Below are 23,263 nucleotides of genomic sequence, written 5' to 3'. Positions count from 1 at the left end.
ATTTAAAAAGAATTTTCAGCAAATGGTTACCTGGATTTTTTTAACCTCATCAGAACATGGCTGAAACCATATTTTATCTTTAAGCCCTGCATGCAGGATTTATAGATATAAGGGTTTAAAATATTTTACAGCACTTTTCAAGTCTTGTCCGGGCTGCAACAAGCCTGAATAGAGGCTCGTATTTTAAAAGCATTGGTTTCAGGTTTTGATTTACTCCGGCGGGTCCTACGCTGCCCTGAAGACAATATAATTTTTGGTCTTTTATTGCCATGAACTGCATGATTCTGACTTTCATATCTCTGCCTTTACATTCAATTATTTCTTCAACTTCCGACATAAGAGCCGGGGTCTCTCCAAGCTTCACGTCTTCGGTGCGAATAAGGGTGGTCCGCGGTGATAAGAAACCTACGATAGAATTTTTATTCATAATGCAGTCTTTCAGTTCTCCAGGAAGTTCATAGACAAGTATAAGCAGTTTTTCTTTTCCGGTGCCATTATAACTGGTAAATTGCTGTATAGTGTGAGGCATATCGGCTTGCTCGGCAAGCCAGCTTTTAGGTATCGGAATTTTTATGGATACATTTTCTGCCTTTGGATGATGTGCTGATTCAAAACTGTCAATATGCCCATCCATAATTTCTTTATGCGGCGCGCCATGATATTTAAATGACAGTATGCCTTTTGATATTGATTTATCACGAATATTTTTTGTTCTTTCCTGCGCTTGTAATAGAAAATCAATGGCAAACTCTTCTTTAGCGATTGGCCGCTGGATCTGCTGGCGAAGCAGCGAATCTAGACGTGCCTGAAATTGGGTTATATGGGAGTTATTTAATTCTTCATGCAAAAACTTTAAAATATTTTTCTCTGCCTCACCATTATAATCTTTAATTTTTTTGTTCGTTTCCCAAATCTGGTTCTTTAATCCCGGAAACTCTTCGGTTATCTTTGTAATAGCGGCATTCTGGCCTCTTAAAAAAGCATAGGTTTCCATGGCAAATAGAACCCTGCTGTTATAGTTCTGCTGCTGGCAGGGCACCGTTGGATTAACAGCATGCTGATACACAATATAATGACGCGAAACATTTTACAGGTTGATTTAGTGGTTCAAGTTTTAAGTTAAAATTAGAATCCAGCTTCCTTAAATTTTTTGACATCTTAACGGGCACAGCTCAACTGCTAAAAATGTAAGGCGTGGACAGATCTACAATGTAATTTTACGATTTATAATTAAAAAACTTACAAAAAAAAACACTGCCGGATTGTGCACTTTCCAAAGTAAACGAAGTGCTGCAAAGCAGGTACGGAGAATTTTAGATTATTAACTGTAAATCATATAATATTATCCTAAAGATAATGTAAGATTTTAAAAATCAGCGGTAATATATTTGGAGGCTTCAAAATTCCTGAATAAAAATCCCTAAAACATTTATGCCGGTTATGAAAACAAAATCCACCCTACTACTGTTTTTGTGTTTAAGTTTTATGTCTTATGCACAAAAAGGAATTCCGCCTTCAGAAGACACCAAAAAAACGACGATCACCAATTTTCCAACACATCTGGAATACAACAGCGAATTAGCCTCTGGACTAAAAACTGGCCAGGGCTGCCAGGTAACTCCGGTGGCTGCAGGTCTGGGAAAACCACGAATGCTGTATGTTGGCAAAAGCGGACAGTTGTATGTAACGCGCCGTGATGCCGGCGATGTGCTGATGCTCAAAGACAATGATAAAGACGGCAGGTTTGATGAACTTATGCGCGTTGCTGATTTTCCGGGAGTTCACGGAATCACTTCCAAAGACAACTTTATGTATTTATGCAATAACAATAAAGTGCTTCGATATCCTTTAAACGCAGATGGTACTTTGGGAAAAACTGCAGATACTTTGATCAGCGATCTGCCAAGCGGCGGACAGCATGCTAACCGGACAATGGATTTTGGGCCAGACGGCAAATTGTATATTTCTGTGGGTAGCGTCTGCAACGACTGCAAAGAAAGCGACAAAGAAACCGCAGCTTTACTGCAGGTAGATCCTCAGACCTGGAAGAGGACTTTATATGCATCGGGACTTCGCAATATGATAGGTTTTGACTGGCATCCCCAGACAAAAGAATTGTGGGGCGCGGACAATGGCGGAGATACAAAGGGCGACGACTGGCCGCCGGAAGAATTAAACCATATTGTAATGGGAGGCAACTACGGATTTCCGTTCGCGTATGGAAAGCGTGTCGTTGACCAGAGCAGGGAAGATCCAGTGGGAAATACAAAAGAAGGATGGGTAAAAGCGACACAGCCTTCCGTGATGGAATTTCCGGCTCACAGCGCACCGATTGCGTTTGTTTTTTTCCAGCAGGGAAATAACAAAGGCGATGCACTGGTATGCTGGCACGGATCGTGGAACAGACAAAACCCGAGCGGATACAAAGTCGAAAGAATCATATTTGACAAAAAAGGAAATCCAGTAAGCTCCGAGGATTTTTTAAGCGGATTTTTAATTGGAAATGAGCGTTTTGGAAGATCTGCCGGTCTTGCCATTGACAATGATGTAGTGTATGTCTCTGATGATGCAAATGGAATTATTTATGCCCTTAAACAAAAATAAATTATGAAAAAGTTTATCATACTCATGCTGTCTGTTCAGGCAATCTGGGCACAGCAGCCTACAAAACGAATTGAATTTGAAGCGCCGGAATCATACCCGGAAGGAGTGGCTTTTGATAAAGCTTCGAATGCATTTTATGTTACTTCCGCGCGATTGGGAACCGTTGGAAAAGTAACCAGGGAGGGAAAATATACCGAATTGTATGCAGATAAATCTTTAAAGTCAACTTATGGGATAAAAGTGCATCCGGACGGAAAACGGCTTTTTTTCTGTGCAGCAGATGCCAATTACAGCAAATTCAGCACGCCCGAAACCAAAAAGAAAACGGCAAGACTGATTTCGATTGATTTAAGATCCGGAAAAAAATTGTCTGATACTGATTTGTCAGGCCTTGCTGCGGGAGAGCATTTCCCAAATGACCTGGCTTTTGATAACCAAGGCAGCGTGTATGTTACGGACAGTTATGCCGATGTAATTTATAAAGTGGACACCAATGGAAAGGCAGCTGTTTTCAGCAGAAGCGAACTATTAAAAGCGGCCGGGGTAGGACCAAACGGAATTGTTTTTCATCCGCACGGATTTTTAATCGTGGCCAATAACGGCACCGGGGCACTGGTAAAAATCGATCTTAACAATCCCGAAAAAGGCGCTAAAGTTAAAATAGATCAGTTTTTTCCAAATGCGGACGGACTTCTTTTACACGATAATTATACGCTGACACTGGTGCAGAACGGCGGGGTAAATAAAATTTTCAAATTAAAAACGGCTGATAACTGGACAACCGCACAGGTTACGGAATCAACCTCTGTCGAGGACCGGTTTGCTTTTCCGTCAACGGCTGCAGCAGCGGGTTCAGAAACATGGATTATGAATGCCAATTTCAGCGAACTGACCGAAGGCAATAATGTTCCTTCAAAAAAATTCTCCCTGCAGCAGGCGGTGTTCAATCCGGTAAAAAAATAGACAGACTAAAAATAAAAAATTTTATGACTTTATCCAGTCCATACATCCGTTAAAGCGATTCGGTAGAAGTGCAACAGCCGGGGGAACAGGAAATCAGTCGGAAAATTGTAGATTCCATGGCGAGAGTAAACTGATTAAAGCACTTAAAACCGCACTGCGTGCTTCCAAATAAACGCTTTTAGCTTCAAATAAAATAGGCGCTTTCAGCGGCGCTGAAAAGGTGCCGGGAATTAAAAAAGTCCTATCTTTGAGATGCCGGCCTGCTGTATTACATTTAATTAAATGATCTTTATGATTCAAGACCAATCCCCATTAAACGACGAATTCTATTTTGTGCCCAAAACTGCGCTGGGGGACGCCCTGAGAAAGGCCGACTGGAGCCAGAGCAGATTAGGGCCTCCGGGGCAGTGGCCTGCCGCTCTGCGCAGCACTCTGGGCATGCTGCTGTGCTCTAAACTGCCTATGTTTGTATGGTGGGGAAAGGATCACCTGCAGTTCTGCAATGACTCCGGCCTTGAGAATTTTTCCAAAGACCGTCCCAGTCAAGGGCAGCCAGGGCGGCAGAGCGCCGGTCTGTGGAGCCTTTTTGGGCCTGCCGTTACAAAGATAATGCACCCTGATGCGCTGCAGTCTATCCAAGAAGGCCTGTTTCCGATGCAGGAAAAGATTTTCCTTAACGGCAGATTATGCGTATTTAATTACACTCCGGTGTTTGGTGAGGGCCCTATGATCCAAGGTGTTGCCGCTATATGCTCCGAGCATGAAGACCATGCCCATGAACTGCGTGCGCTCATTGATGCCGCTCCCTTCCCAATCGGAGTCTATGAAGGGCCGCAGATGCGCATCAGGATGCTCAACCAGTCTATTATAGATGCCTGGGGAAAAGGGGGGGACCTGGTTGGAAAAACCTATTTTGAGGTGCTTCCCGAACTTGAAAGCCAGGAAATCTACCCGCTTCTGCAGCAGGTTTATAATTCCGGGGAGCCTTATCATGCCAAAAACCAGCGGGTTGACCTGCAGAGGGACGGAAAACTGCAGACCTTTTATTTCAATTACAGCTTTACGCCGCTTTTTGACGATAAAGGCAGGGTATACGGGGTGATGAATACCGCTGCAGATGTTACTGACCTTAATATCGCAAGGCTCAAGATGGCACAGAGCCAGGAGAATTTCCGCAGCCTGATCATGCAGGCGCCTGTCTCCATGTGCCTGATGCTCGGGCCTTCCCATACAGTGGAGATAGCCAACGAGCATATGGTCAATCTCTGGGGAAAAGACAGGCAAGAGGTAATGCAGAGGCCAATCTTTGAAGGACTGCCCGATGCAAGGGAGCAGGGACTGGAGGGCCTTCTGGACCAGGTGTTTAAAACCGGCAAAACCTTCACGGCCAGTGAAATGCCTGTGCATCTTATACGTTTCGGAACTCCAGAGGTTGTGTACCAGAACTTTATTTATGAACCTTACAGGGACGGCAGCGGCGAGGTGCTGGGCGTTATTGCCATTTCCAATAATGTTACCGAACAGGTCCTGGCACGGCAGAAGGTTGAAGAACTGATAAAAGTCAGAACTGAAATGCTGGTAGAGGCAAATGAAAACCTGGCCCGCTCCAACGCGGATCTGGCGCAGTTCGCCTACATAGCCTCTCATGACCTGCAGGAGCCGCTTCGGAAAATCAGTATTTTCTCGCAGATGCTCCAGGACAAGGCAGGCCCTATGCTGAACAGCAGATCTCAGGAGCACCTGAGAAAGATAGGGCAGTCCGCTGCCCGGATGCAGTCGCTGGTGCAGGATGTCCTTGCATTCTCTCAGCTTAATAAAGCTGCGGATTCCTTTTCAATGGTGGATCCCAATCAGATCATCGTGGAAATTCTGGCAGACTTCGAACTGCTGATAGAAGAAAGCGGGGCCGTCTTTGAGATTTCAGATATTCCGGAAATTCCCGGACAGCCGCTGCAGTTAAGCCAGCTGCTGGGCAATCTTATCGGCAACGCACTAAAATTCCAGCGGGAAGGATGCACTCCGGTCATTAAAATTACCGCTGCCAAGGCCGATAAAGCGGAAAAACTAAGCAATCACCTTATCGCTGAAGCTGATTATGTCAAAATTACGGTCTCCGATAACGGGATCGGTTTTCTTCCTGAAGAAGCGGATAAGATTTTCGGGGTTTTTCAAAGGCTTCATTCCAAATCACAGTTTGAAGGCACGGGTATCGGCCTTTCCATATGCAAAAAAATTGTCGATAACCACCATGGGGCTATAAGCGCGCAGGGCAGTTCGCAAAAGGGCGCTGTTTTCAGCATTTACCTGCCCTTGGAAATTAATTCTTTACTGCCTCCAGCAGCAGAAAGATATCTTTTCTAAAAGTGGGGCTGGGTTATTTGTAAGGCAAACCAGCCTAAAAAGGGCCCAGATTAGGACTTTAATTTTGTAGCTTTGTAAACTTTAACAAGATTTTGTTTTGAAAATAAGAAATTCCGGCGAAATTATAATTATAGAGGATGATCATGACGACAGGGAATTTCTTCATGAAATACTGCAGAGCCTGAAGATCCCCAACAAAATAGTTTTCTTCGAGGATCCAACCCTTGTCATTGAAGGGCATGTCGGGAAACAATGAAATGATCCTTTTGAATTTGAAATAAAGAATTAATGTTCTCATTCTATATAATTTTAATTCTAAGCTTACAATTTGTGACAGAAACGTAAAATGGACGGAATGTAAGAAAATTGACAACCTGTTTTTCCTGCGGGTAATGGTGATTGCTTATAGTCAGCGAATTGCGCTCTGTTTTGTGAATACACTAAAGATAAATGATTTATAAATATCATTAACGTTTTTTTTAAAGATTTTACTGCGCTTTATTTTATGTAGTTAACAATTAATTTACCTGTCAATTTGATCTGAATTATTTTTAGCTAGAGCAGTAACCTGTTTAAAACAGCCTGAGCACAATAGAGGTTAATAGAGTCCCAGAGCCTCTGCAGCGCCAGAGTATTATGGATCAGAATGCTGGGAACCGATAGAACATGAAAAGGCAAAATCATCATTTCATTTTACTGCTGTGAATTTTCGGGTTAAGTGGTGGGGATTCAAGTCATACAGCTCTTTATAAGCTTTTTTTCTGGAACTTTTCCACGCTGCAGGTTTCACCAGGGGAAGGGTTGATTTGGGGCAGTAAGACAAGTAATATAAGAACCCGGTCAGGCAGATGACATTAATGGCCATCCCAGACAAAAATGCATTGTAATAAGATCTGAAGTTATCGACGTCCTTAACAATATAATAGAATGCAGCACCTGCGACGGCAATTCCAAATGCCCCAGAGAGCTGCTGCACCGTAGCATAAAGCCCTGATGCGCTGCCGGCCAGATTTTCAGATAACCCGCTAATGGCGATACCGGCAAGGGAGGGTAAAACAAGCGCAACACCGTAGCCATGCAGCACCATTACCGTTAATCGTATAGATGATGATCCGTTATGGCTTAAAGTGACTAGCTGTAAAAGTACAGCCCCAACAATCAGTATGACACCAAAAATTAAAACCGCCCTACCATACCGCAGAACCAATTTGGCGGCAATCAGCGAGGCTGAGAGAAAACCCAGTCCCTGGGCTGCTGCAAAATCCGGTCTGCAGAGGCGGCAGCTGTAATCCTTTCTGTAAAAATAAAGTCAGCAAGAAAAAGTAAGAGTCAAGCATCAGCATAAAAAGGGCGGCGGCGGCCAGATCCATATTGGCCACTCGGTGGTCCGGCCCCCTATTTGCAAGCCAATAAGTATGATATTGAAAGCAAGTGCGTTTGAAAGCATTTTAGAAGATGTCGTGCAGTGCACCGGAAGCTGCAAAAAAAATACGGATAAATTTAGGCTGATATAAAACTAATTTTTAAATTTATTGCCGCTAAATCGGTAAGCGGCATATTTGCACCTGCAATAATTTATTAAGCACTGCAGCACAATATTAATTCTATAGAAAGCATTGCGGGAGTAGTCCAGCATATTGTCTGCACATAATTTATGAAGCATGACGTATGAAATTGCGAAAAAGAATAAAGCTAACTATCCAGACTTTACCACTTTGAGGGGTGGCACAATGAGAATTTTCATAGTGCCGCAGGTGCTCGAAGATTTCGACAGATACTTTAAGGATTATCTCACCAGAGATTTTGATGACGGAATGGTTCAAGCTTATTCTTCCAATGGGCAGTTTAAATTATACTATAGAGAATTGAAACAACATGCAATTTAAAGCAGATATTGGAAAGCCACAATCTGCGCGTACAGTTGGCATCCGGATATCTGTCTGCAGCGGCCTCTGATGTCCGATAGTTCCGGGTAAATTTTGAAGCAGCCCTCAGATATTGATTTGTTATCCTTGTAATTTCTGTCAGAATTAATAATCTAAAGCAGGTCGCCTCATCGGGAATCATACGGGAAGAACCTTTCTGATGTCCTTTATTGACCGAGTTTTCGTTCTGGAAATTCTCCTCATCCAAGGGTAGTTTTCAGGTGTATCTGCATTCACCTTATTATTTTTAAAAATTAATTTTTTACTGCCGTTCTTTTTAAAGGGGGTGTTCCGCAGCCATTTTTCGGGCATTCTCGCGTTTGGGGCATTTTTCTCCTTTTGCGGGTTGCCATTTATCACATGCAAATTGATTAAAGTTGGATAATTTTGCACGTATTTTCTGAATTCGGTAATTTGATGGATTTAATTGTCTACATTTACGGGAATCCAAATATCACAGCAAATGCAGAACAGTCTCCTGGCAAGCTTGAAAGAGCACCAAAACAAATTATTGGCCGAATGGTCCAAGCTTTTACAAGCTAGCGGTTCTACTGACGGATCAACGGAAGAAGAAGAATCAAAGGAGTTCGCTTCCCTTCTGCTGGATGCTTTAAAGCATTCAAATGGAAATGCGGATTCAGACGAATTCGAAAATGTTTACGATCTGCTGGTCGGAATTTCAAGTTCGAGGGGCAGACGCGGTTTTTCGCCTCGTGAAAATGCCCAATATCTCATTGCTTTTAAGGAAGCGGCTTCTAAAATTCTTTCAGAAATGGAGTCTGATCCTTCAAAATTGTACAGCGCTAATTTAGAGTTGAGCAAACTCCTTGATAATATGGCAATACTGACTTTTGAATCCTATATGAAAGGGCGGGAAGAAGTCATTTCAAGGCAGATTGATGAGATCAGCGAGATTTCGACTCCTGTAATCCGCGTCTGGGATGGTATTGTGGCGCTTCCTATCATTGGCACGCTGGACAGTTCCAGAACCCAGGTGGTAATGGAAAATTTATTGCAGCAGATTGTGGATACGGGAAGTTCGATCGCCATACTTGACATTTCAGGCGTGCCGGCAGTAGATTCCCTGGTAGCGCAGCATCTTATAAAAACTGTAAGTGCAACCCGGCTAATGGGTGCAGAATGCATTATAAGCGGCATACGCCCTGAAATTGCGCAGACGGTGGTTCATTTAGGAATTGATCTTACGGGCATTATTACTAAGGCATCATTGGCAAGCGCACTTCAAACAGCCTTTGATATGCTTCAGCTCACAGTTGTGAAAAGAAAAATTACGAATTAAGATCACTGAAATGGAAAGAATTCCAATACTCAAGATGGGAGATTTTCTGCTGGTTACCATACAGGTCGATCTGTATGACCAATTGGCTGAAAATCTTGAATCTGATTTAATAAATGCTATCAAAAAGAATAATTCAAAAGGCGTTTTGATTGATATATCGGCGGTTTCCATTATCGATTCCTTTATGGGAAGAATTTTAGGAAACATTGCCGTAATGTCAAAAATTATGGACGCACAGACTGTTGTGGTCGGCATGCAGCCCGCTGTCGCTATTACGCTTGTTGAACTTGGACTGTCTTTAAATGGTGTTATAAGCGCCCTAAATGTTGAAAAAGGCATGGATTTGCTTCGCTCGAAAATGTACAATGGCGATAAGGAGGAGCAGGCATATGACGACAGCAGCCGATAAAGAAGAACTGTTTATAGCAAAAGAGCAGGATGTAGTTCCGTTGCGCAACCTCGTGAAGGAATACGGCGTAAAAATTGGAATGGGTATTTTAAACCAGACTAAACTGATCACTGCCACAAGCGAGCTTGTCCGCAATCTTCTTAAATATGGGGGAGGAGGAAGGGTTATCATAGAATCTGTAACCAACGGACGGGATTTCGGTGTCCGTGTGGTTTTTATTGATAAAGGGCCAGGGATAAAAGATATAAATCTGGCCATGCAGGACGGCTACAGCACCGGAAAAAGTTTGGGGCTTGGCCTTCCTGGCACAAAAAGGCTGGTGAATGAATTTGATATTCAGACAGAATTGGGAAACGGCACAACCGTAACCATAATAAAATGGAAAAATGGATAGTGCTTTTTGCGTTTATAAAATTGACGATAGGAGTCTTGTCGCTTTCATTAAAAGGGAGATACACAACTTAGCGCTTCAGTTAGGCTTCAAGCCGCACAGGGCGGCGGAAATTGACATTATTATCGCAGAACTCGCTTCTAATCTTATCAAATATGCAGGCGGGGGCGATCTGCTTTACAGGGCGCATCACAATGGAAGCTGCAATGTGATAGAAATATACTGTCTTGATAAAGGAAGTGGCATTGATAATCTTGCCAAAATAATGAAAGACGGCTATTCCACCTCCAGCACATTGGGACAGGGCATGGGCGCCATTAAAAGATTAAGCAATGATTTTCAGATCTATTCCATACGCGGCTGGGGAACCGTCCAATACATTAAGATCTGCGATAAAGCCGATGCGGCATTCCCCAACTCAAATGCAGGATTGGATATAGCAGGGCTCAGTGTAAACTATCCGGGCGAACGGGTATGCGGAGACGGATACCATATCAAATATTCCAGAAAAGGTTTTCAGATTTTTTTTGGAGACGGATTAGGCCATGGGGTAAAGGCCCGCGAAGCAGTTGAACAGGCAGTCAAAGCTTTTAAGCAATGCGCAGAAACTGATCCTGCGGCAGTGCTGCGCCATGTTCATCAGCACGTTAAAAAAGGCAGGGGGCTTGTCGCTACTGTTGCCATTGCCGATTATGAGGCGCAAACTTGGAATATCTGCGGCATAGGCAATATCAATACGCGGATCTATAACGGGCTCGACAGCAAAACCTATACGCCATATAATGGCATTATAGGCCATAATATTCCACGGACTATAAAGGGCACCATCAACCCTTATCAAAAACATCAGATTATTATAATGCACAGTGACGGACTGCGTACGAGACTGCATCTGAATGATCTGGCTTCCATAATTAAACAGAGTCCGGGAATTATAGCTTCGGCCTTGTATAAGGATAATGTGAGAGGAACCGATGATGCTGCAATATTGGTTGGAAAAATAATTTAAAGCTTTATGGAGGAAATTGTAAAAATTAGTCTTGACAATGAAATGGACCTCATACTGGCTCATAAGCGTTCGATGAAAATTGCTGAAATGTGCGGCCTGCCCATAGCGTCGCAGACCCGGTTTTCCACTGCAGTTTCAGAAGTGGCAAGATGCTCAATTGCCAGCGGAAAAAATTCTGTGCTTGTTTTGGGAATCAATACCATCAAAGCAGGCCGCAAAGAAATACAGGCGGTGCTTACCGATCAGATTGATCTAAGGGGATGCAATCCAGAAGCTTACAAATATGCTGATAAATTATCAGGCAGCATAGGATACAGTTATGCCGGCGGCCAGTCAAAAACCATATTAAGCCATCAGGTTTCTTCGCCGGGGCTTCTTTCAGATGCAAAAATAAATGCTCTGGCAGATTACTTTAAATATGAGCCGCCGATTTCAGCTTATGATGAAATCAGAAAAAAAAATATCGAGCTTGCAGCACTTTCAGAAAAGCTGGGCGAAAGTGAAAACCAATACAGAAATCTCGTGGATACAATTCCCGTTTTGATCTGCATTGTCAACGACAGAAGCACTGTTCTGTTATCAAACCATGCATTTAAAGCTTATCTGAAAACCCCCCTAGCCATTTTTGACAAAAAAAGCCTTGGGGCATTTATACATCATGATGATGTGCATCCGATATTGGAAGGATGGAATAATGTAAAAAAAAGCAGAAGAGATTTTTCTGCTGAAATCCGAATTAAAAAAGATGGCATTTATATCTGGCATAATGTTTCCATTATGCCCAATAAGTCGGAAGACGGCTCTTTTAAGAGCTGGCTTATCTATTTTATAAACAACAATGCCCAGAAAATGATTGTTGAAGCTTTAAAGGATAATTCGGAGCTTCGAAAGATGCAGCTTGAACTGCAAAGCGCAAACTCAAAACTTAAATTTAAAAATAAGGAGCTGGAACAGTTCGCTTTTATAACAAGCCACGATCTGCAGGAGCCGCTTCGAAAAATCATGATCATGATCTCAAGGGCGGCAGAACATTTAACCGAAGGGCAGAAAACGCTTTATTATTTTGATAAAATTACGCTGGCGGCCGGCAGGCTATCCAATTTGATTTCAGATGTTCTTAATTATTCCCGTGTAAACAATCATGATAAATTTATTAAAGAGGCCGATCTTAATGATGTTGCAACTCAAGCTCTAGAGGATCTGAGTCTGATTATTGAAGAAAAAAAAGCCGCTGTAAACTTAAATGGGCTTCCGGTTGTTACCGGGATTGAAACCCAGCTGCGCCAGCTGTTTTACAATCTGATAAATAATGCGCTGAAATTTAATGCGCTCAAGCCCGTAGTGAACATTTCCAGCCGTATAATTTCAGATAAAAGCGACACTGCCTTTGATCCTGCAGCCCCTTGCGGTGATTTTTATCTAATTTCAATTGAAGATAATGGAATTGGAATGGACAGCGAGTATTCTGCCCGAATATTTGATATGTTCCAGCGGCTGCACCAAAAGGGCAAGTACAGCGGCAATGGCATAGGGCTGGCCTTATGCAAGCGCATTGTCGAGAACCATAACGGGACTATCAATTTTACAAGCACGCCGGGAAAAGGAACAGTTTTTTGGATCTATCTGCCAATTCTTGCGGCCTGAAAGCGCTAATTATGCGCTGGATATGCCGCGAAAATAGCAGGCAGAGAGAAGACTGTAAAAATGCGTTTTTTATTGGCAGCAGGGAAGACCTTTCCAATTAACAATGCCGTGGCTGGTGCTGCAGTGCCCGCGCATTGCCCCGGAAGAAGTCGGGCATTACATCCACGAAATAATAAAGGGAAGCACATTTGAGAAAATGAATGCTACGGAACACTGCCCGCATATGAGCCATCCGCAAGGGACAATTGAATTGATTCAAAAATTCCTAAACCAGACGGCTTATTGATCCCGAACATCGGAGAGAGCTGGAGCTCCAATCAAGCTAAAATCAATGGAAGGGCAGCAGCAGGAAATATTCAAAATTATTACCCATGATCTGCAGTAGCCTTTACGCAAAGCCGTATTTACGGGGAATTTTCTTTTGGCAGAGTATTTTACATACCAGTGTTGCAGTTCATTAAATCCCGTCTTTATACATTGCCCGCTATTCATTACAGAATTCAGATTCCTTAAAATGCAATCAGATAGACGAAACAAGGAAGAGGTCTCTACAATCCGTAATTTCTAATTTATAAAATTCTTTCCCTGCTCCATAAAAGAACATCGATAGATTGGCAATAATGAAGCATTTCTGGATGTTTATTTAAAGAAATACTGTTGAAATTATAATTTATTTCAGTAATAGGAATGTCAATTTCTTCTAGATTCCATTCTTTATGATGTATGTCATGGCGGAAAAGTTTATTTCCGGTGGCATTGTACAAGCAATGTCGTTCTGTTAACCAGTAATCCAGCGGCGTTTTTATAATTGGAATTCCTATTTTTTTATAGCTGAATAAAAGCTTGTAATTCTTCACGCTATTCGAAGAAAATAAAGTATTTATGGATTTTTTGATGTAGGACTTCCTATAGGGCAATTCTAAAAATGTTCGGGTGAGTAAAACTTCAATGATTTTGTTAGTTTCTATGGAAAGCATGTAAATACCTTTGATTCCATTATTCAGCACATATGTCCGAACATTTATTTCCTTAAAATTGGATATGTAGGGAATAGGAGGGATATAATGCATTCTCATTTTATCAACATCAAAAGCCACCAGTGATATCCAAGCTTTGTCTTGAAAAGTGTCCAGCACCAAACCTGTCGGAAGCAGTTCCGATATGAGTTCTGGCTTAACGCTCCAATGCAAAAAAAAGGTATCGTCCCACTGCTGGAAATATTTCCATTTTCTTTCAGGAAGGGGCAAATACCTGTGAGAGGCTTGTTCTAATATTTCTGATATGGCCATGGCAAACTTTTAACGGTCCAAAATACCTTATTTGCCTCTTTAACCGTTATATTATTAAAGCCTTAATTTATATAATTTTCTGCAGCTCACTGATTTCATCCACAGTTGTTTGTTTATTAACGATTTGCTAGATAAAATTTCTCATTACCAATTTTACAGCGTTATCCAAACATGGTTTTGTCAGAAGAATTAGGCAAAGTGTATTGCAGGATAAAGTTGGAATTCTTGAAAGAGCCTCTAATTTTCAGGCTCTTTTTTTTGTTTTACAGCCCGGGCAGTTCTTCCCGAGGTGAAAATCTCAATTATAACACCAGAACGGCATATTAAAAAAACTGTGTTTTTTTCTAAGGGTTTAATCTAACGAATTTTCATTATAGGATACAATGTCCGATTAAGGGTTTGTCAGGTGTTCAGCCAATGGCTGAAAGGCAAATGCTGATTCCAAATAATGTCCCGCCGCTTTTTGATTGCTGCTGGGGCAGTGCAGAATATTTTTTAATCCTTCAAATATTTTACCGCCTCTCTTGCGGGTCCGCCGGCTTTTGCTGTTCTTTTGTCATTTCCGCATTTAAACTGTCCGGAAGCACAGTGCTTACAGCAGCCTTTATTTTATTGCTGAATCCCGAGACAACCTTATCTTTATTGTTCATTAAGGCATCATAGCCGTCCCTGGCCACAGCTGCGGGATCGGCCAGCGAGTCCTTGTCCTGCACCGCTTTGCTTTTGTTCATACCAGCCTTATTGAAAAAGTCTGTATCTGTCGGGCCGGGCAGAAGGGCGGTGACAGTGATATTGGTATCTTGCAGTTCGGAGCGCAGCGCTTCGGAAAAGGAAAGGATAAAGGCCTTTGTGCCATGGTAGACCGACTGCCAGGGTCCTGGTGTTTTGCCAGCTATGGAGGCAAGGTTTAAAATCCTGCCTTCGTTGCGGGCCATCATTTTCGAAAGGAAGTGCTTGGCGAGTATAATGGGGGCATTGATATTGAGCTGCACAATATCGAGTTCCCTTTCAAGATCTGTGTCCTTAAACAGTCCGTAGACCCCCTGTCCGGCATTGTTGACCAGAATGTTTATTTCAATTCCTTTTTCTTCTAATTCCCGGCACAACCCCAAAACTTCTTCCTTAATAATAAGGTCTCGTGCAGAGGCAATTACCTGGATCCCGTATTGTTTTAATTCGCCGGCTGCTGTATCCAGCTCCTCCCGGCTTCTGGCTGTGATCACCAGATTGTATCCGTCTTTGGCAAAAAGCTTGGCAAGCTCATAGCCGATTCCCTGCGTGGCGCCTGTGATAAGGGCGTACTTATATTGATTTTCCATAACTTTTAAAATTAAATTAAGGGTCAATTTAAAAAAATTGCACTGCTGATTCTTATATAATTGCAGTTAAGCCTTGCAAAATTTGGCGATATGCTATGGGAAAAAGAATAATTTTCTGCCTTATCTGCTAAAGCAGTTTTCGATTTATGCCCCTCATACAGACTGCAGCCAATGGAGATTCTTATGGGATGAAGACTAAGACAGCAATGTATTATGCCGGCAGGAAACGCCTTTATTTTAACACTCGGAAATGGGCAGCAGAAATGATTTAGTTTTTAAATTTGCAAAATGATTGAAATTGAAAAATAGATCAATCTTTTGCGATGGAAAAAGCCATACGGCTAAAGGTGAGAAAAGAGCTGGACCCGCGCGGGCAGCTCGCCGTGATTAAACTCAAAGGGAGCCTGATCTCCAAAGGCTACACCCAGATTATCCATATCTCGGACCAGGACGGGGAGTTTCATATCAATGCATTTGAGACTGGTGCAGAAAAGAGAAATGATGCCCGGCAGCATATTGCCGCCTTTATTAGTGCGGAGCATATTGAAGATGCGGTCTCCCTTCAAGGCGACTAAACCGGGGTTTGTCGGTTATTTTGTTTTTGGAGCTTATTCCGGTATGTGTTGCAGCTTTCCTTTGCCGTGCATTTTTAGGAGTTTTTTCATCTGGCTTTGCGGTATTGCTTTACGTTGTGTTTTTAGAAGCTTTTTCCCGCTATCCGCTTCAATCTATGCGCCTGAAAACCCGGCGCATACGATTTCCGCTTTTATCGGGGCTAGGATATTGGCATGGGCATTTTATGGCATCAGATCATTATGGTTCTGGCCAATGACATTGAAATTAAAGCTGCGGCCATCAGAGTCTATTCCAACCATCCAAGCCTGTTTAGGATAAACCCTTCCAGCTCCTTGTCAGCAGCGGCATCCCGCTGGGCAGAGGTGAGTATCTTACTGTAAAGAACAATAAAATTTTCAGACAGGAACACGTCCAGCGCATCCAGGCAATCCATTAAATCCGGCTGTGATGTCTGCCAGAGCGTTTTTCGTTCGGAAGAAATATCCTTCAGCACTAGAGTGTACATTTCCGATGAAGCCTGGGAATGCTGGTCTGGGATGGTGATGGCAATTTCAAAATCGTTGTCCTGATCATTAAAAGAGCCGGTAAGGAAATAGCTTGTGGTCATAACGGGTGTTTTGGTTTATAAATGTTCTAACTTATAGCTGCAGGGCCAGCTTTTTAAAAAAAGAGGCTCTGGGCTTTGGCGACTGCTTTTCTCATGTCAATTCCCTTCTGCAGCGCCCCTTTAAAAATATCCCCTTCAGCCCTCATGCGTGCTATGGAGTTCTCAATAGTGAAATCCTTTATCTCCAGCCCTTTTCTGACCTCCTCCCAGTGCAGGGGCATGGAGACCGTGGCGTCCGGTTTGGGGCGCAGCGAATAAGGGCATGCGATTGTCGCGCCGGGACGGTTCTGCAGGAAATCCAGGTACATCTTCCCTCCGCGGTTTTTGATCTGGCGCTCCAGGCTTGTGAAACCAGCAAGCTGTCCGTGCACAATGGAAACGATCATTTTTGCGAACATCTGGGACTGGCCATAGCTGTATTTAGCGCCAAGGGGAATGTAGATATGGATGCCGGTGGAGCCTGAGGTCTTCACGTATCCGGTGATATCCAGCGAATCAAGGATGTTTTTAACCTCGCAGGCGGCCTGTATGACCTGCCCGAAAGTATTCTGGTCCGGGTCAAGGTCTATCACGCAGTAATCGGGATTGTCGGGATGCTGGATGCGGCTGAACCACGGGTTCATCTCAATGCAGCCAAGGGATGCCATGTAAAGCAGGGTTTTCTCATCCCCGCCTACAAGGAATTCTTTTTCCTCACCATCACTGGTCGTGTAGGGGAAAGTCTGTGCCCACTCGGGGGCTTTTCCCTTCACGTCTTTCTGGTAGAAGCTCTTGCCGTTAATGCCCCCGGGAAACCGGTTTAGCGACAATGGCCGGTCTTTCAGGTACGGCAGGATGAACTCGGCCGCCTTGTAGTAATAATTAAGCATATCGCGTTTGGTATCCCCGCTTTGGGGCCAGTAGACTTTGCTAAGGTGCGAGAAGGTCATGTTCTGCCCCTTGATCTTTTTGGTCTGCGATTCTTCGGTCGGGTTTAACAGTGTTTTCACTCCGCTGTCTTTTGGAGCGGAAAGGGGAGAGGTAACGGGTGCCTTCATTTCTGGGGCATTGTCCTTTAAAACCGCCCCCGATTCCGCTTCTTTCTCCAAGGTTACATCGGCCGCTTTTTTATCGCTTCGCATCCCTTCAAAGGATGGGTGGCGGAAAACCCCCTCGGATGTGATCTCGGCGTAGCTGACCTCACAGACCAGTTCGGGTCTGAGCCAGACCGCCTTTGCATGCGGCGGGTTGGGGCGGAAGCGTGAGGGCTTGTTGATATCGGGCTCCGAGGCAAAGGGGATGGTCTTGGTGATAAGGGGCGCGAACTCCTGCATCATTTCTTTCTGCATCTTATCGGTAAAGCCTGTGCCGACCTTGCCGGCATACTGAAGCTCTCCGTTCTGGTAGAAGCCCAGCAGCAGCGAGCTGAAGAGCTTGGAGGAGTCCTCGTTTCGGGTATAGCCCGCGATAACCACCTCCTGGCGCTTCTGGGCTTTTATCTTCAGCCACTGCCTGTTTCGGCTCTCAGGGATGTAAAGGGAATCCTTTCTCTTGGCCATGATCCCTTCAAGCCCCATTGCGCTGGCGGTCTGAAAAAAATCGATGCCGCCCTCAAAGCTCTGGCTCAGGCGTATGCGGTCGTCATCTTTAGGCAGTATTTCTTTTAAAATGGCCTGGCGCTCTGTAAGGGGCAGCTCCATGAGGTTTATCCCGTTGTACCAGAGAATGTCAAAGGCATAATAGACCAGATACCCGTCCGCCTCGCTTCTCCAGTTCTGAAGCGCGCTGAAATCCGCCTTTCCGTCTTCTTTTAAAACCAGTATCTCCCCGTCGAGCACCGCATCGTTTTTCCACTTCTGCAGGTCCTGGGTTATCGGATAGTATTTATCGGTAAAGGGTTTATTGTTCCTGGAGGCCAAAGATACTTCGCCTTTTTGGATGTAGGCCAGGGAGCGGTAGCCGTCCCATTTCACCTCAAAGGCCCATAAGGGGTCATCAAAGGGCGCGTTTACCAAAACTGCCAGCATGGGCTTGATCCCCTCTGGCATGCTTGCTGGCGCACCTGCTTTTAAAAGCGTATTGATGTGCGCTGTCTTATTATCTTTTTTCTTTCCCATGTCTGCTGTCTTTAAATGAGATAAGGTAAATAAAGGCGGACCGCCTTGGGCTGTTACTCTTAGATGTACTGTATCATTCAGGTAAAAATCCCCGAAACATATACAGGTATGCCGGGGATCAGGTTCTTTTTATTGGCTTGTGCTATTTTGCGCGCAGCATGCGTGCTACGGCATCCGCTGAGCTGCCGGCCTCATCTACAGCCCTTTGGAGCTCTTCGCGGCTGACATTGAATTTCTCTGTCCAATACGCGACCTCGTGGTCCTCGTTCATATTGATGCGGGAGCGGTCCTGCTGTCCTTTGTTTTTTAAGTCGTCGCTCATGACAATTGATTTTGAATTAATAATTATTGTATTGCGTTTCAGGTATTGGTATTTGGTTCCAAACGGGCATCTGTCGGGTCATCGCTGCCGCTTTCTTCATTGCGTTTGGGGTCAGTTCCTGCCTCATCTGTCTCATCGATATCGCCCCAGTCTCCGGTGTTCTCGTGCCGGGTGTCTTTATTTTTATTATCCTGAGCGGCCAGCATCTGGTGGTACGGGCAGTTTTGGAGCTCTTCAGGGCTGAAATTATGCGTGTTTTCCATGGTTTTTGATTTTAATAATTAGCAGGCTTAAAATTAGCAGGTTAGCTCGATTTAAGCTTACAGGAAAAAGCGCGGAGTTTATGTAATTATCACTTAGGGAGCGGTTTTGGGATGATGGTTCAGCTTTTTTTTTCAGCTGGCGGGATGTTAATGTTTTTTTGGAGCTTTTTCCCGCTAGTCGCTGCACTCGAGCGAAAGCGAACTGGCGAAGCAATCAGGACTAAAATACTGGAAGAAAGTTTTGGGGCAATAGTGGCAGACTTGTAGGGAAATATTATTTTCGTTGCTACACCAGACCCGCAGGTTAAACTGTTCCCTCATTCGAAGGCGCGACACGCTGGATTTTGGCGGGCTCTGCAGATTTGCATCATTTGCAGCGATTTTCTGAAAAATTAGCCCTATATTTGCATTTCACCAGCCGCACGCGGACATATTTCTATCGTTTATCTATTTCAGAGGATTGTATTATTTTTTTAGTATAACTTTTGCAGATTCATTCGCCCTTCATTGAACTGCCCTAAATTTGAAAACGATGCCCGAGCTCCAGAATTTTCATAAGTTTATTTTCCATGCCGATGACGACGAGGATGACAGGCTGCTCTTTCTTGATGCAGTGGATGAGCTTGATCTGCGCATTAGAGTTGGGCAGGCCGCCGACGGGCAGCAGCTTCTGCAGTGCCTTTCGGGGAGCGGGGCAGAGATGCCCGAGCTGCTATTTTTAGATATCAACATGCCCGGAAAAAACGGGTTTGACTGCCTAAGGGAGATAAAAGGCGCAGACGGGCTTTTTAGCGGCCTTAAGATAATTATGCTCTCCACAAGCAGGAATCCTGAAAATATTGAGCTTTCCTACGCGCTGGGGGCTGATCTCTATGCGGTGAAGCCCGCCACGTTTCAGGAGCTTAAAAAGCTGCTTTGGGCTGTTTTTATGATCGACTGGAGCGCATTTGCAAGAGATAAGAAAGGGTTCATTCTAACCTGAAAAGACTGGGATCCTTACAGAAGACAGCCCCGCAGCTCAGATTCGGTGCTGTTTTTTTTATAATTGAAGGGGTAAAATGATGGATTGTTTTGGATAGGTCAGGCTTCGGCCTCGGACTTCTCCGGGTTATGTTCTGATGCTGTCATGTGAGATGTATTCTCTTGAGCTGCAGTTTCCCCTTCGGGAATTGCTGGCGCAGGATTCTGCTGGCTTTTTTTCATTAGGATGTTAAAATCCCGCAAGTGCCAGAAGGCGGGGCATCTCTACGCAGATCCGCTGAAGTTTCTAATGGTGGAGTAGCAGCTCCTAACAAATATCTGGGTATCTGTGATATTGGCCCAGAGGGTCAGCTGCACTTCTTTCGGCGGGGGACGGTTCTCGAAATGGCGTTTGATCTCTTCGTAATTTATCGCGCAAAAATAGGCAATAAGCGCGAACGGGTCAAGGCGCCGGCGCTGAATTTAATGCTCTCTGCGCTGAAATGGTGACAGACAAATGAATATAGAATAAATGGGAAAGCACAAAAAAGCCTGCGAAATGCTCTGATCCCGCAGGCTTTTCTTTTTTGTATTGGAAGATAAATCCTAATGCTGGTGGTCTTCATCTTCGTCCTCGTCCGCTTGGGACTCGTCAAGGGTTCTTCTGTCCGCATCATCATGGTCGAGCTCTGTGGGCTGGTGGTCTGCTGAGCGCTCTTCGCTCAAATGCTGGCCTGCGGCAGTCTCTGAGTGCTCCATTGCTTCCCAATGGTCTTGTTCTTCCCCGATATGATAGGCGCTCTCTTTCTGATAGTGCGTATCGTGGTTTTGCTGTGGTATCATAATTTTTTAATTAATGGTTTGTAATCTTTGCAAAAGCCTTCTGTGTGTTAGGGGCTTCTTAGTATTTCCGCTCCGAAGGCTTATGGAAGTGGGCAGGGCCGCCCTCTGACTCGTCCCGTGCCAATTCATCCTGCTGAAGCTCTTCACTGCCGAGCTGGCCTATTTCGAATTCCTTTCTCACGGGATTGCCATCATCGGGATCGATTGTTTCAAAGGCCTCATCTTCATCCCTGCCGCTTTCAGGTTTGTCGATATCTGTTTCAAACCCCTCAGAAGGGTCGTTCTGTAAAAGGTCTTTTTCTATGTCCTTTTCGGTGATGTCTTTGGAGGAGTTGTCTGATTCATTATCAAGGTTCTCCGAGTCGTAAGGATTGGTGTCTGGATTATTGCTTTTTAGATCTATGCCCTGGTTTTGGGGATTCCCTTTCCGCTGGGGCTGGTTTTTTGATGTATCTGGATTTTTCATTTTATTTTTTTTTAAAATTAACTGCTGCTGTTTTTTTTTAAGCGGTCTGCCCGTAAAGCGGCTGTATCGTCTTTCCGGTCCAGGCCAGGGCTCTGGGCTTTTGGCTTGCGCCTTGCCTTTCGCCTTTGTGTTTTTGGATTTTGGTTTTCTGCTTTAGCTTTACGTTTTGCCTTATGTCAAATGTAAGGGAGGCGGCGGCAGTTTTTCTTACAGATAAATGGTTTTTATTTATAAAATGGCTATCAGGTAATTAAAGAGGCAGGTGTAAATATTGGAATATATGTTGGAACTAGCTAATTTCATCTTGATAATCCGCTTGTCCAGTGCACCCTAGTAAATTATCTTTTAGGTATGAATAATTTTAACAAATTCTATTTGGAGTGACTAATAGTGAGTTGCATTTAGTTCTTTTTTCAGGAACTTTTTCCCGCTATGCGCTCCGATCTTTTGTGCCGAACCCCGGCACAAATGGATTTCCATTTTAAAAAAAATATTTAAGTATAAGTTTCGAACCTATGCTTCGTATAGCTATATTTTTCTGGAGATCCTGTTTGAAAAAAATTTAAATGCCACGATTTTGCCACAAAACTTTAAACATTAATCTATAACATTTTCGTGATTATAAAATTTCTCTTTTATTCTAGCGGGAACAGGACTCGAACTAATGTTTTTTGATAATGATCCTGGAGCGCTGCTGTGAAACTTAGTTAATTGTTTGCTCGTTTTTTTTCGTTATTTCTTTTAGATTTTTTATTTTGATTATGGTTGATGATGTCTTAGATGGATGGAAAGTAAAAATAATGTATTATGAAAATTTATAAATGTTGTAGTTCGTTTGCAAGTTTTAAGACATTTTAAGAATAAACTAAGAGTTTAAATAATGTACACTAAAAGTGTAATTTATTATCTTTGTGAGGATGAATAAAAATCTTTATATAATTGCAGGCTGTAATGGTGCTGGCAAGACTACTGCTTCATTTACAATACTTCCTGAAATACTAAATTGTAAGGAGTTTGTAAATGCTGACGAAATTGCTAAAGACTTTCTCCTTTCCAGCCTGAAAAAGCTGCCTTTGAATCGGGAAGAATAATGCTCCACAGAATCAATGAATTATTAGCAAATGATGAAGTTTTCGCCTTTGAAACGACTTTGGCTACAAAAGCTATAAGCAGAAAGTGATTTCGGCTCAGGAAAAGGGCTATAAAGTGGTTCTTTTATTTTTTTGGCTCGATAGTATTGACCTGGCAATTGAACGAGTCAAGACGAGGGTTCAGGAAGGAGGACATAATATTGAAAAGGATGTTATTAAACGCAGATATAAAAACGGAATAAATAATTTGTTTACTATATATTTGCATATAGTTAATGAGGCATTGATTTTTGACAATACAGCTGTAAAAGCTGAATTGATAGCACAAAAAACTTTAGGCAATGATATTGAAGTTGTAAATGAAATCAAGTTTGATAAACTCAAAAAGAACCAATCATGAGAGAACAAAAATCAACAACGACACCAACTCAGAAGAAGATTATAGAGGCAATGGATAAAGTTTCTGAAAAATTAATTGAGTTTAAAAAGAAAAATAACAGTGATTTAGTTGTTATGCAGGATGGCAAGATCGTAAGGATAAAAGCCAGTTCTTTATAAAAAGTATACTTCCAATCATCAACAGCTCTCAGAAATGAGGGCTGTTTTATTTTTCTTTCTTTCTTTCTTTCTTTCTTTCTTTCTTTCTTTCTTTCTTTCTTTCTTTCTTTCTTTCTTTCTTTCTTTCTTTCTTCCTTCCTTCCTTCCTTCCTTCCTTCCTTCCTTCCTTTCTTTAATAACTTATTTTTTTTTCTTTTTCATATATATTTTCGACCCTAAAGTCAGTAGGCCTTTATTTTACTGGATTGTAGTTTCCAAAAACGTAAA

General features: G+C 43.2%; 23 protein-coding genes and 1 pseudogene. 13 read left to right on the top strand and 11 right to left on the bottom strand.

Annotation, left to right across the window (positions count from 1 at the left end):
* Window positions 1-115: 115 nt before the first annotated feature.
* Complete coding sequence (locus EG814_RS09310; protein WP_125721172.1) at window positions 116-994, bottom strand: hypothetical protein; 879 nt, start codon at window positions 992-994, stop codon at window positions 116-118.
* A 446-nt stretch (window positions 995-1,440) separates the two neighbouring features.
* Here EG814_RS09310 and EG814_RS09305 point away from each other — a divergent pair, with 446 nt between their 5' ends.
* The 3 genes from EG814_RS09305 to EG814_RS09295 all read left to right on the top strand — a co-directional run bounded on the left by EG814_RS09305 (window position 1,441) and on the right by EG814_RS09295 (window position 5,928).
* The gene (locus EG814_RS09305) at window positions 1,441-2,604 is read left to right on the top strand and encodes a PQQ-dependent sugar dehydrogenase (RefSeq protein WP_125721170.1); all 1,164 of its coding nucleotides are present in this window, start codon (window positions 1,441-1,443) and stop codon (window positions 2,602-2,604) included.
* A 3-nt stretch (window positions 2,605-2,607) separates the two neighbouring features.
* On the top strand, window positions 2,608-3,567 hold the full coding sequence (locus tag EG814_RS09300) for an SMP-30/gluconolactonase/LRE family protein (protein WP_125721167.1): 960 nt from the start codon (window positions 2,608-2,610) through the stop codon (window positions 3,565-3,567).
* Between the two features lie 291 nt (window positions 3,568-3,858).
* Complete coding sequence (locus EG814_RS09295; protein ID WP_164515302.1) at window positions 3,859-5,928, top strand: sensor histidine kinase; 2,070 nt, start codon at window positions 3,859-3,861, stop codon at window positions 5,926-5,928.
* Between the two features lie 688 nt (window positions 5,929-6,616).
* Here EG814_RS09295 and EG814_RS09290 read toward each other — a convergent pair.
* Window positions 6,617-7,171, bottom strand: coding sequence for an MFS transporter (locus tag EG814_RS09290; protein ID WP_394343510.1), 555 nt, complete (start codon window positions 7,169-7,171; stop codon window positions 6,617-6,619).
* 418 nt (window positions 7,172-7,589) lie between these two features.
* Between EG814_RS09290 and EG814_RS09285 the strand changes: the two genes are divergently transcribed.
* The 6 genes from EG814_RS09285 (at window position 7,590) to EG814_RS09260 (ending at window position 12,606) form a co-directional block, all read left to right on the top strand.
* The gene (locus tag EG814_RS09285) at window positions 7,590-7,814 is read left to right on the top strand and encodes a hypothetical protein (protein WP_125721161.1); all 225 of its coding nucleotides are present in this window, start codon (window positions 7,590-7,592) and stop codon (window positions 7,812-7,814) included.
* A gap of 502 nt (window positions 7,815-8,316) precedes the next feature.
* Window positions 8,317-9,153, top strand: coding sequence for an STAS domain-containing protein (locus tag EG814_RS09280; RefSeq protein ID WP_125721159.1), 837 nt, complete (start codon window positions 8,317-8,319; stop codon window positions 9,151-9,153).
* 10 nt (window positions 9,154-9,163) lie between these two features.
* Entirely contained in the window at window positions 9,164-9,562 is a 399-nt protein-coding gene (locus EG814_RS09275) for an STAS domain-containing protein (protein ID WP_125721157.1), read from the top strand.
* Window positions 9,543-9,956: an anti-sigma regulatory factor gene (locus tag EG814_RS09270; protein WP_125721155.1), complete on the top strand. Its 414-nt coding sequence runs from the start codon at window positions 9,543-9,545 to the stop codon at window positions 9,954-9,956. The genes EG814_RS09275 and EG814_RS09270 overlap by 20 nt, the downstream gene beginning before the upstream one ends.
* Window positions 9,949-10,962, top strand: coding sequence for a SpoIIE family protein phosphatase (locus EG814_RS09265; protein ID WP_125721153.1), 1,014 nt, complete (start codon window positions 9,949-9,951; stop codon window positions 10,960-10,962). The genes EG814_RS09270 and EG814_RS09265 overlap by 8 nt, the downstream gene beginning before the upstream one ends.
* 6 nt (window positions 10,963-10,968) lie before the next feature.
* The gene (locus EG814_RS09260) at window positions 10,969-12,606 is read left to right on the top strand and encodes a sensor histidine kinase (protein WP_125721150.1); all 1,638 of its coding nucleotides are present in this window, start codon (window positions 10,969-10,971) and stop codon (window positions 12,604-12,606) included.
* A 569-nt stretch (window positions 12,607-13,175) separates the two neighbouring features.
* Here the strand turns inward: EG814_RS09260 and EG814_RS09255 are convergent.
* A complete protein-coding gene (locus tag EG814_RS09255; protein ID WP_125721148.1) occupies window positions 13,176-13,895 on the bottom strand; it encodes a YqjF family protein in 720 nt (239 codons plus the stop codon).
* A gap of 512 nt (window positions 13,896-14,407) precedes the next feature.
* Entirely contained in the window at window positions 14,408-15,214 is an 807-nt protein-coding gene (locus tag EG814_RS09250; RefSeq protein WP_125721146.1) for an SDR family NAD(P)-dependent oxidoreductase, read from the bottom strand.
* Between the two features lie 323 nt (window positions 15,215-15,537).
* On the opposite strand from EG814_RS09250, the gene EG814_RS09245 reads away from it, so the two are divergent.
* The gene (locus EG814_RS09245) at window positions 15,538-15,789 is read left to right on the top strand and encodes a hypothetical protein (protein ID WP_125721144.1); all 252 of its coding nucleotides are present in this window, start codon (window positions 15,538-15,540) and stop codon (window positions 15,787-15,789) included.
* Between the two features lie 287 nt (window positions 15,790-16,076).
* On the opposite strand, the gene EG814_RS09240 is transcribed toward EG814_RS09245, so the two are convergent.
* The 4 genes from EG814_RS09240 to EG814_RS09225 all read right to left on the bottom strand — a co-directional run bounded on the left by EG814_RS09240 (window position 16,077) and on the right by EG814_RS09225 (window position 19,078).
* Window positions 16,077-16,397: a hypothetical protein gene (locus EG814_RS09240; RefSeq protein ID WP_125721142.1), complete on the bottom strand. Its 321-nt coding sequence runs from the start codon at window positions 16,395-16,397 to the stop codon at window positions 16,077-16,079.
* A 53-nt stretch (window positions 16,398-16,450) separates the two neighbouring features.
* Window positions 16,451-18,493 (bottom strand): DNA ligase D, encoded by a 2,043-nt coding sequence (ligD, locus tag EG814_RS09235; RefSeq protein WP_125721140.1) that lies wholly within the window; start codon window positions 18,491-18,493, stop codon window positions 16,451-16,453.
* Window positions 18,494-18,635: 142 nt separating this feature from the next.
* Complete coding sequence (locus EG814_RS09230) at window positions 18,636-18,815, bottom strand: DUF3606 domain-containing protein (RefSeq protein WP_125721138.1); 180 nt, start codon at window positions 18,813-18,815, stop codon at window positions 18,636-18,638.
* A 38-nt stretch (window positions 18,816-18,853) separates the two neighbouring features.
* Window positions 18,854-19,078 (bottom strand): hypothetical protein, encoded by a 225-nt coding sequence (locus EG814_RS09225; RefSeq protein WP_125721136.1) that lies wholly within the window; start codon window positions 19,076-19,078, stop codon window positions 18,854-18,856.
* 532 nt (window positions 19,079-19,610) lie between these two features.
* Between EG814_RS09225 and EG814_RS09220 the strand changes: the two genes are divergently transcribed.
* On the top strand, window positions 19,611-20,060 hold the full coding sequence (locus tag EG814_RS09220) for a response regulator (protein WP_125721134.1): 450 nt from the start codon (window positions 19,611-19,613) through the stop codon (window positions 20,058-20,060).
* A 263-nt stretch (window positions 20,061-20,323) separates the two neighbouring features.
* Here the strand turns inward: EG814_RS09220 and EG814_RS21350 are convergent, their stop codons facing one another.
* The 3 genes from EG814_RS21350 to EG814_RS09210 form a co-directional block, all read right to left on the bottom strand.
* On the bottom strand, window positions 20,324-20,455 hold the full coding sequence (locus tag EG814_RS21350; protein WP_394343509.1) for a DUF6965 family protein: 132 nt from the start codon (window positions 20,453-20,455) through the stop codon (window positions 20,324-20,326).
* A gap of 189 nt (window positions 20,456-20,644) precedes the next feature.
* Window positions 20,645-20,881, bottom strand: coding sequence for a hypothetical protein (locus EG814_RS09215; RefSeq protein ID WP_125721132.1), 237 nt, complete (start codon window positions 20,879-20,881; stop codon window positions 20,645-20,647).
* 58 nt (window positions 20,882-20,939) lie between these two features.
* Window positions 20,940-21,347, bottom strand: a complete 408-nt coding sequence (locus EG814_RS09210) for a hypothetical protein (protein WP_125721130.1) — start codon at window positions 21,345-21,347, stop codon at window positions 20,940-20,942.
* A 917-nt stretch (window positions 21,348-22,264) separates the two neighbouring features.
* Here EG814_RS09210 and EG814_RS09205 point away from each other — a divergent pair.
* Window positions 22,265-22,838: pseudogene (locus tag EG814_RS09205) on the top strand (zeta toxin family protein).
* Window positions 22,835-22,996, top strand: coding sequence for a hypothetical protein (locus tag EG814_RS21005; protein WP_164515301.1), 162 nt, complete (start codon window positions 22,835-22,837; stop codon window positions 22,994-22,996). Before EG814_RS09205 ends, EG814_RS21005 begins: the two are co-directional and overlap by 4 nt.
* The last annotated feature ends 267 nt before the right edge of the window (window positions 22,997-23,263 follow it).

The sequence above is a fragment of the Flavobacterium ustbae genome, assembly GCF_003946915.1.
Classification (GTDB): Bacteria; Bacteroidota; Bacteroidia; order Flavobacteriales; family Flavobacteriaceae; genus Flavobacterium; species Flavobacterium ustbae.
The sequence above is the reverse complement of the archived record's forward strand: the minus strand, read 5'-3'. Positions and strand labels throughout refer to the sequence as shown.

Bases quoted from the DNA above. Each gene is read 5' to 3' on its own strand.
- EG814_RS09240 (WP_125721142.1), bottom strand. From the start codon at position 16,397: ATGACCACAAGCTATTTCCTTACCGGCTCTTTTAATGATCAGGACAAC.
- EG814_RS09280 (WP_125721159.1), top strand. From the start codon at position 8,317: ATGCAGAACAGTCTCCTGGCAAGCTTGAAAGAGCACCAAAACAAATTA.
- EG814_RS09285 (WP_125721161.1), top strand. From the start codon at position 7,590: ATGACGTATGAAATTGCGAAAAAGAATAAAGCTAACTATCCAGACTTT.
- EG814_RS09300 (WP_125721167.1), top strand. From the start codon at position 2,608: ATGAAAAAGTTTATCATACTCATGCTGTCTGTTCAGGCAATCTGGGCA.
- EG814_RS09225 (WP_125721136.1), bottom strand. From the start codon at position 19,078: ATGGAAAACACGCATAATTTCAGCCCTGAAGAGCTCCAAAACTGCCCG.
- EG814_RS09230 (WP_125721138.1), bottom strand. From the start codon at position 18,815: ATGAGCGACGACTTAAAAAACAAAGGACAGCAGGACCGCTCCCGCATC.
- EG814_RS09275 (WP_125721157.1), top strand. From the start codon at position 9,164: ATGGAAAGAATTCCAATACTCAAGATGGGAGATTTTCTGCTGGTTACC.
- EG814_RS09270 (WP_125721155.1), top strand. From the start codon at position 9,543: ATGACGACAGCAGCCGATAAAGAAGAACTGTTTATAGCAAAAGAGCAG.
- ligD (WP_125721140.1), bottom strand. From the start codon at position 18,493: ATGGGAAAGAAAAAAGATAATAAGACAGCGCACATCAATACGCTTTTA.
- EG814_RS09245 (WP_125721144.1), top strand. From the start codon at position 15,538: ATGGAAAAAGCCATACGGCTAAAGGTGAGAAAAGAGCTGGACCCGCGC.
- EG814_RS21005 (WP_164515301.1), top strand. From the start codon at position 22,835: ATGAGAGAACAAAAATCAACAACGACACCAACTCAGAAGAAGATTATA.
- EG814_RS09255 (WP_125721148.1), bottom strand. From the start codon at position 13,895: ATGGCCATATCAGAAATATTAGAACAAGCCTCTCACAGGTATTTGCCC.
- EG814_RS09250 (WP_125721146.1), bottom strand. From the start codon at position 15,214: ATGGAAAATCAATATAAGTACGCCCTTATCACAGGCGCCACGCAGGGA.
- EG814_RS09295 (WP_164515302.1), top strand. From the start codon at position 3,859: ATGATTCAAGACCAATCCCCATTAAACGACGAATTCTATTTTGTGCCC.
- EG814_RS09215 (WP_125721132.1), bottom strand. From the start codon at position 20,881: ATGATACCACAGCAAAACCACGATACGCACTATCAGAAAGAGAGCGCC.
- EG814_RS09305 (WP_125721170.1), top strand. From the start codon at position 1,441: ATGAAAACAAAATCCACCCTACTACTGTTTTTGTGTTTAAGTTTTATG.
- EG814_RS09260 (WP_125721150.1), top strand. From the start codon at position 10,969: ATGGAGGAAATTGTAAAAATTAGTCTTGACAATGAAATGGACCTCATA.
- EG814_RS09210 (WP_125721130.1), bottom strand. From the start codon at position 21,347: ATGAAAAATCCAGATACATCAAAAAACCAGCCCCAGCGGAAAGGGAAT.
- EG814_RS09310 (WP_125721172.1), bottom strand. From the start codon at position 994: ATGGAAACCTATGCTTTTTTAAGAGGCCAGAATGCCGCTATTACAAAG.
- EG814_RS09220 (WP_125721134.1), top strand. From the start codon at position 19,611: ATGCCCGAGCTCCAGAATTTTCATAAGTTTATTTTCCATGCCGATGAC.
- EG814_RS09265 (WP_125721153.1), top strand. From the start codon at position 9,949: ATGGATAGTGCTTTTTGCGTTTATAAAATTGACGATAGGAGTCTTGTC.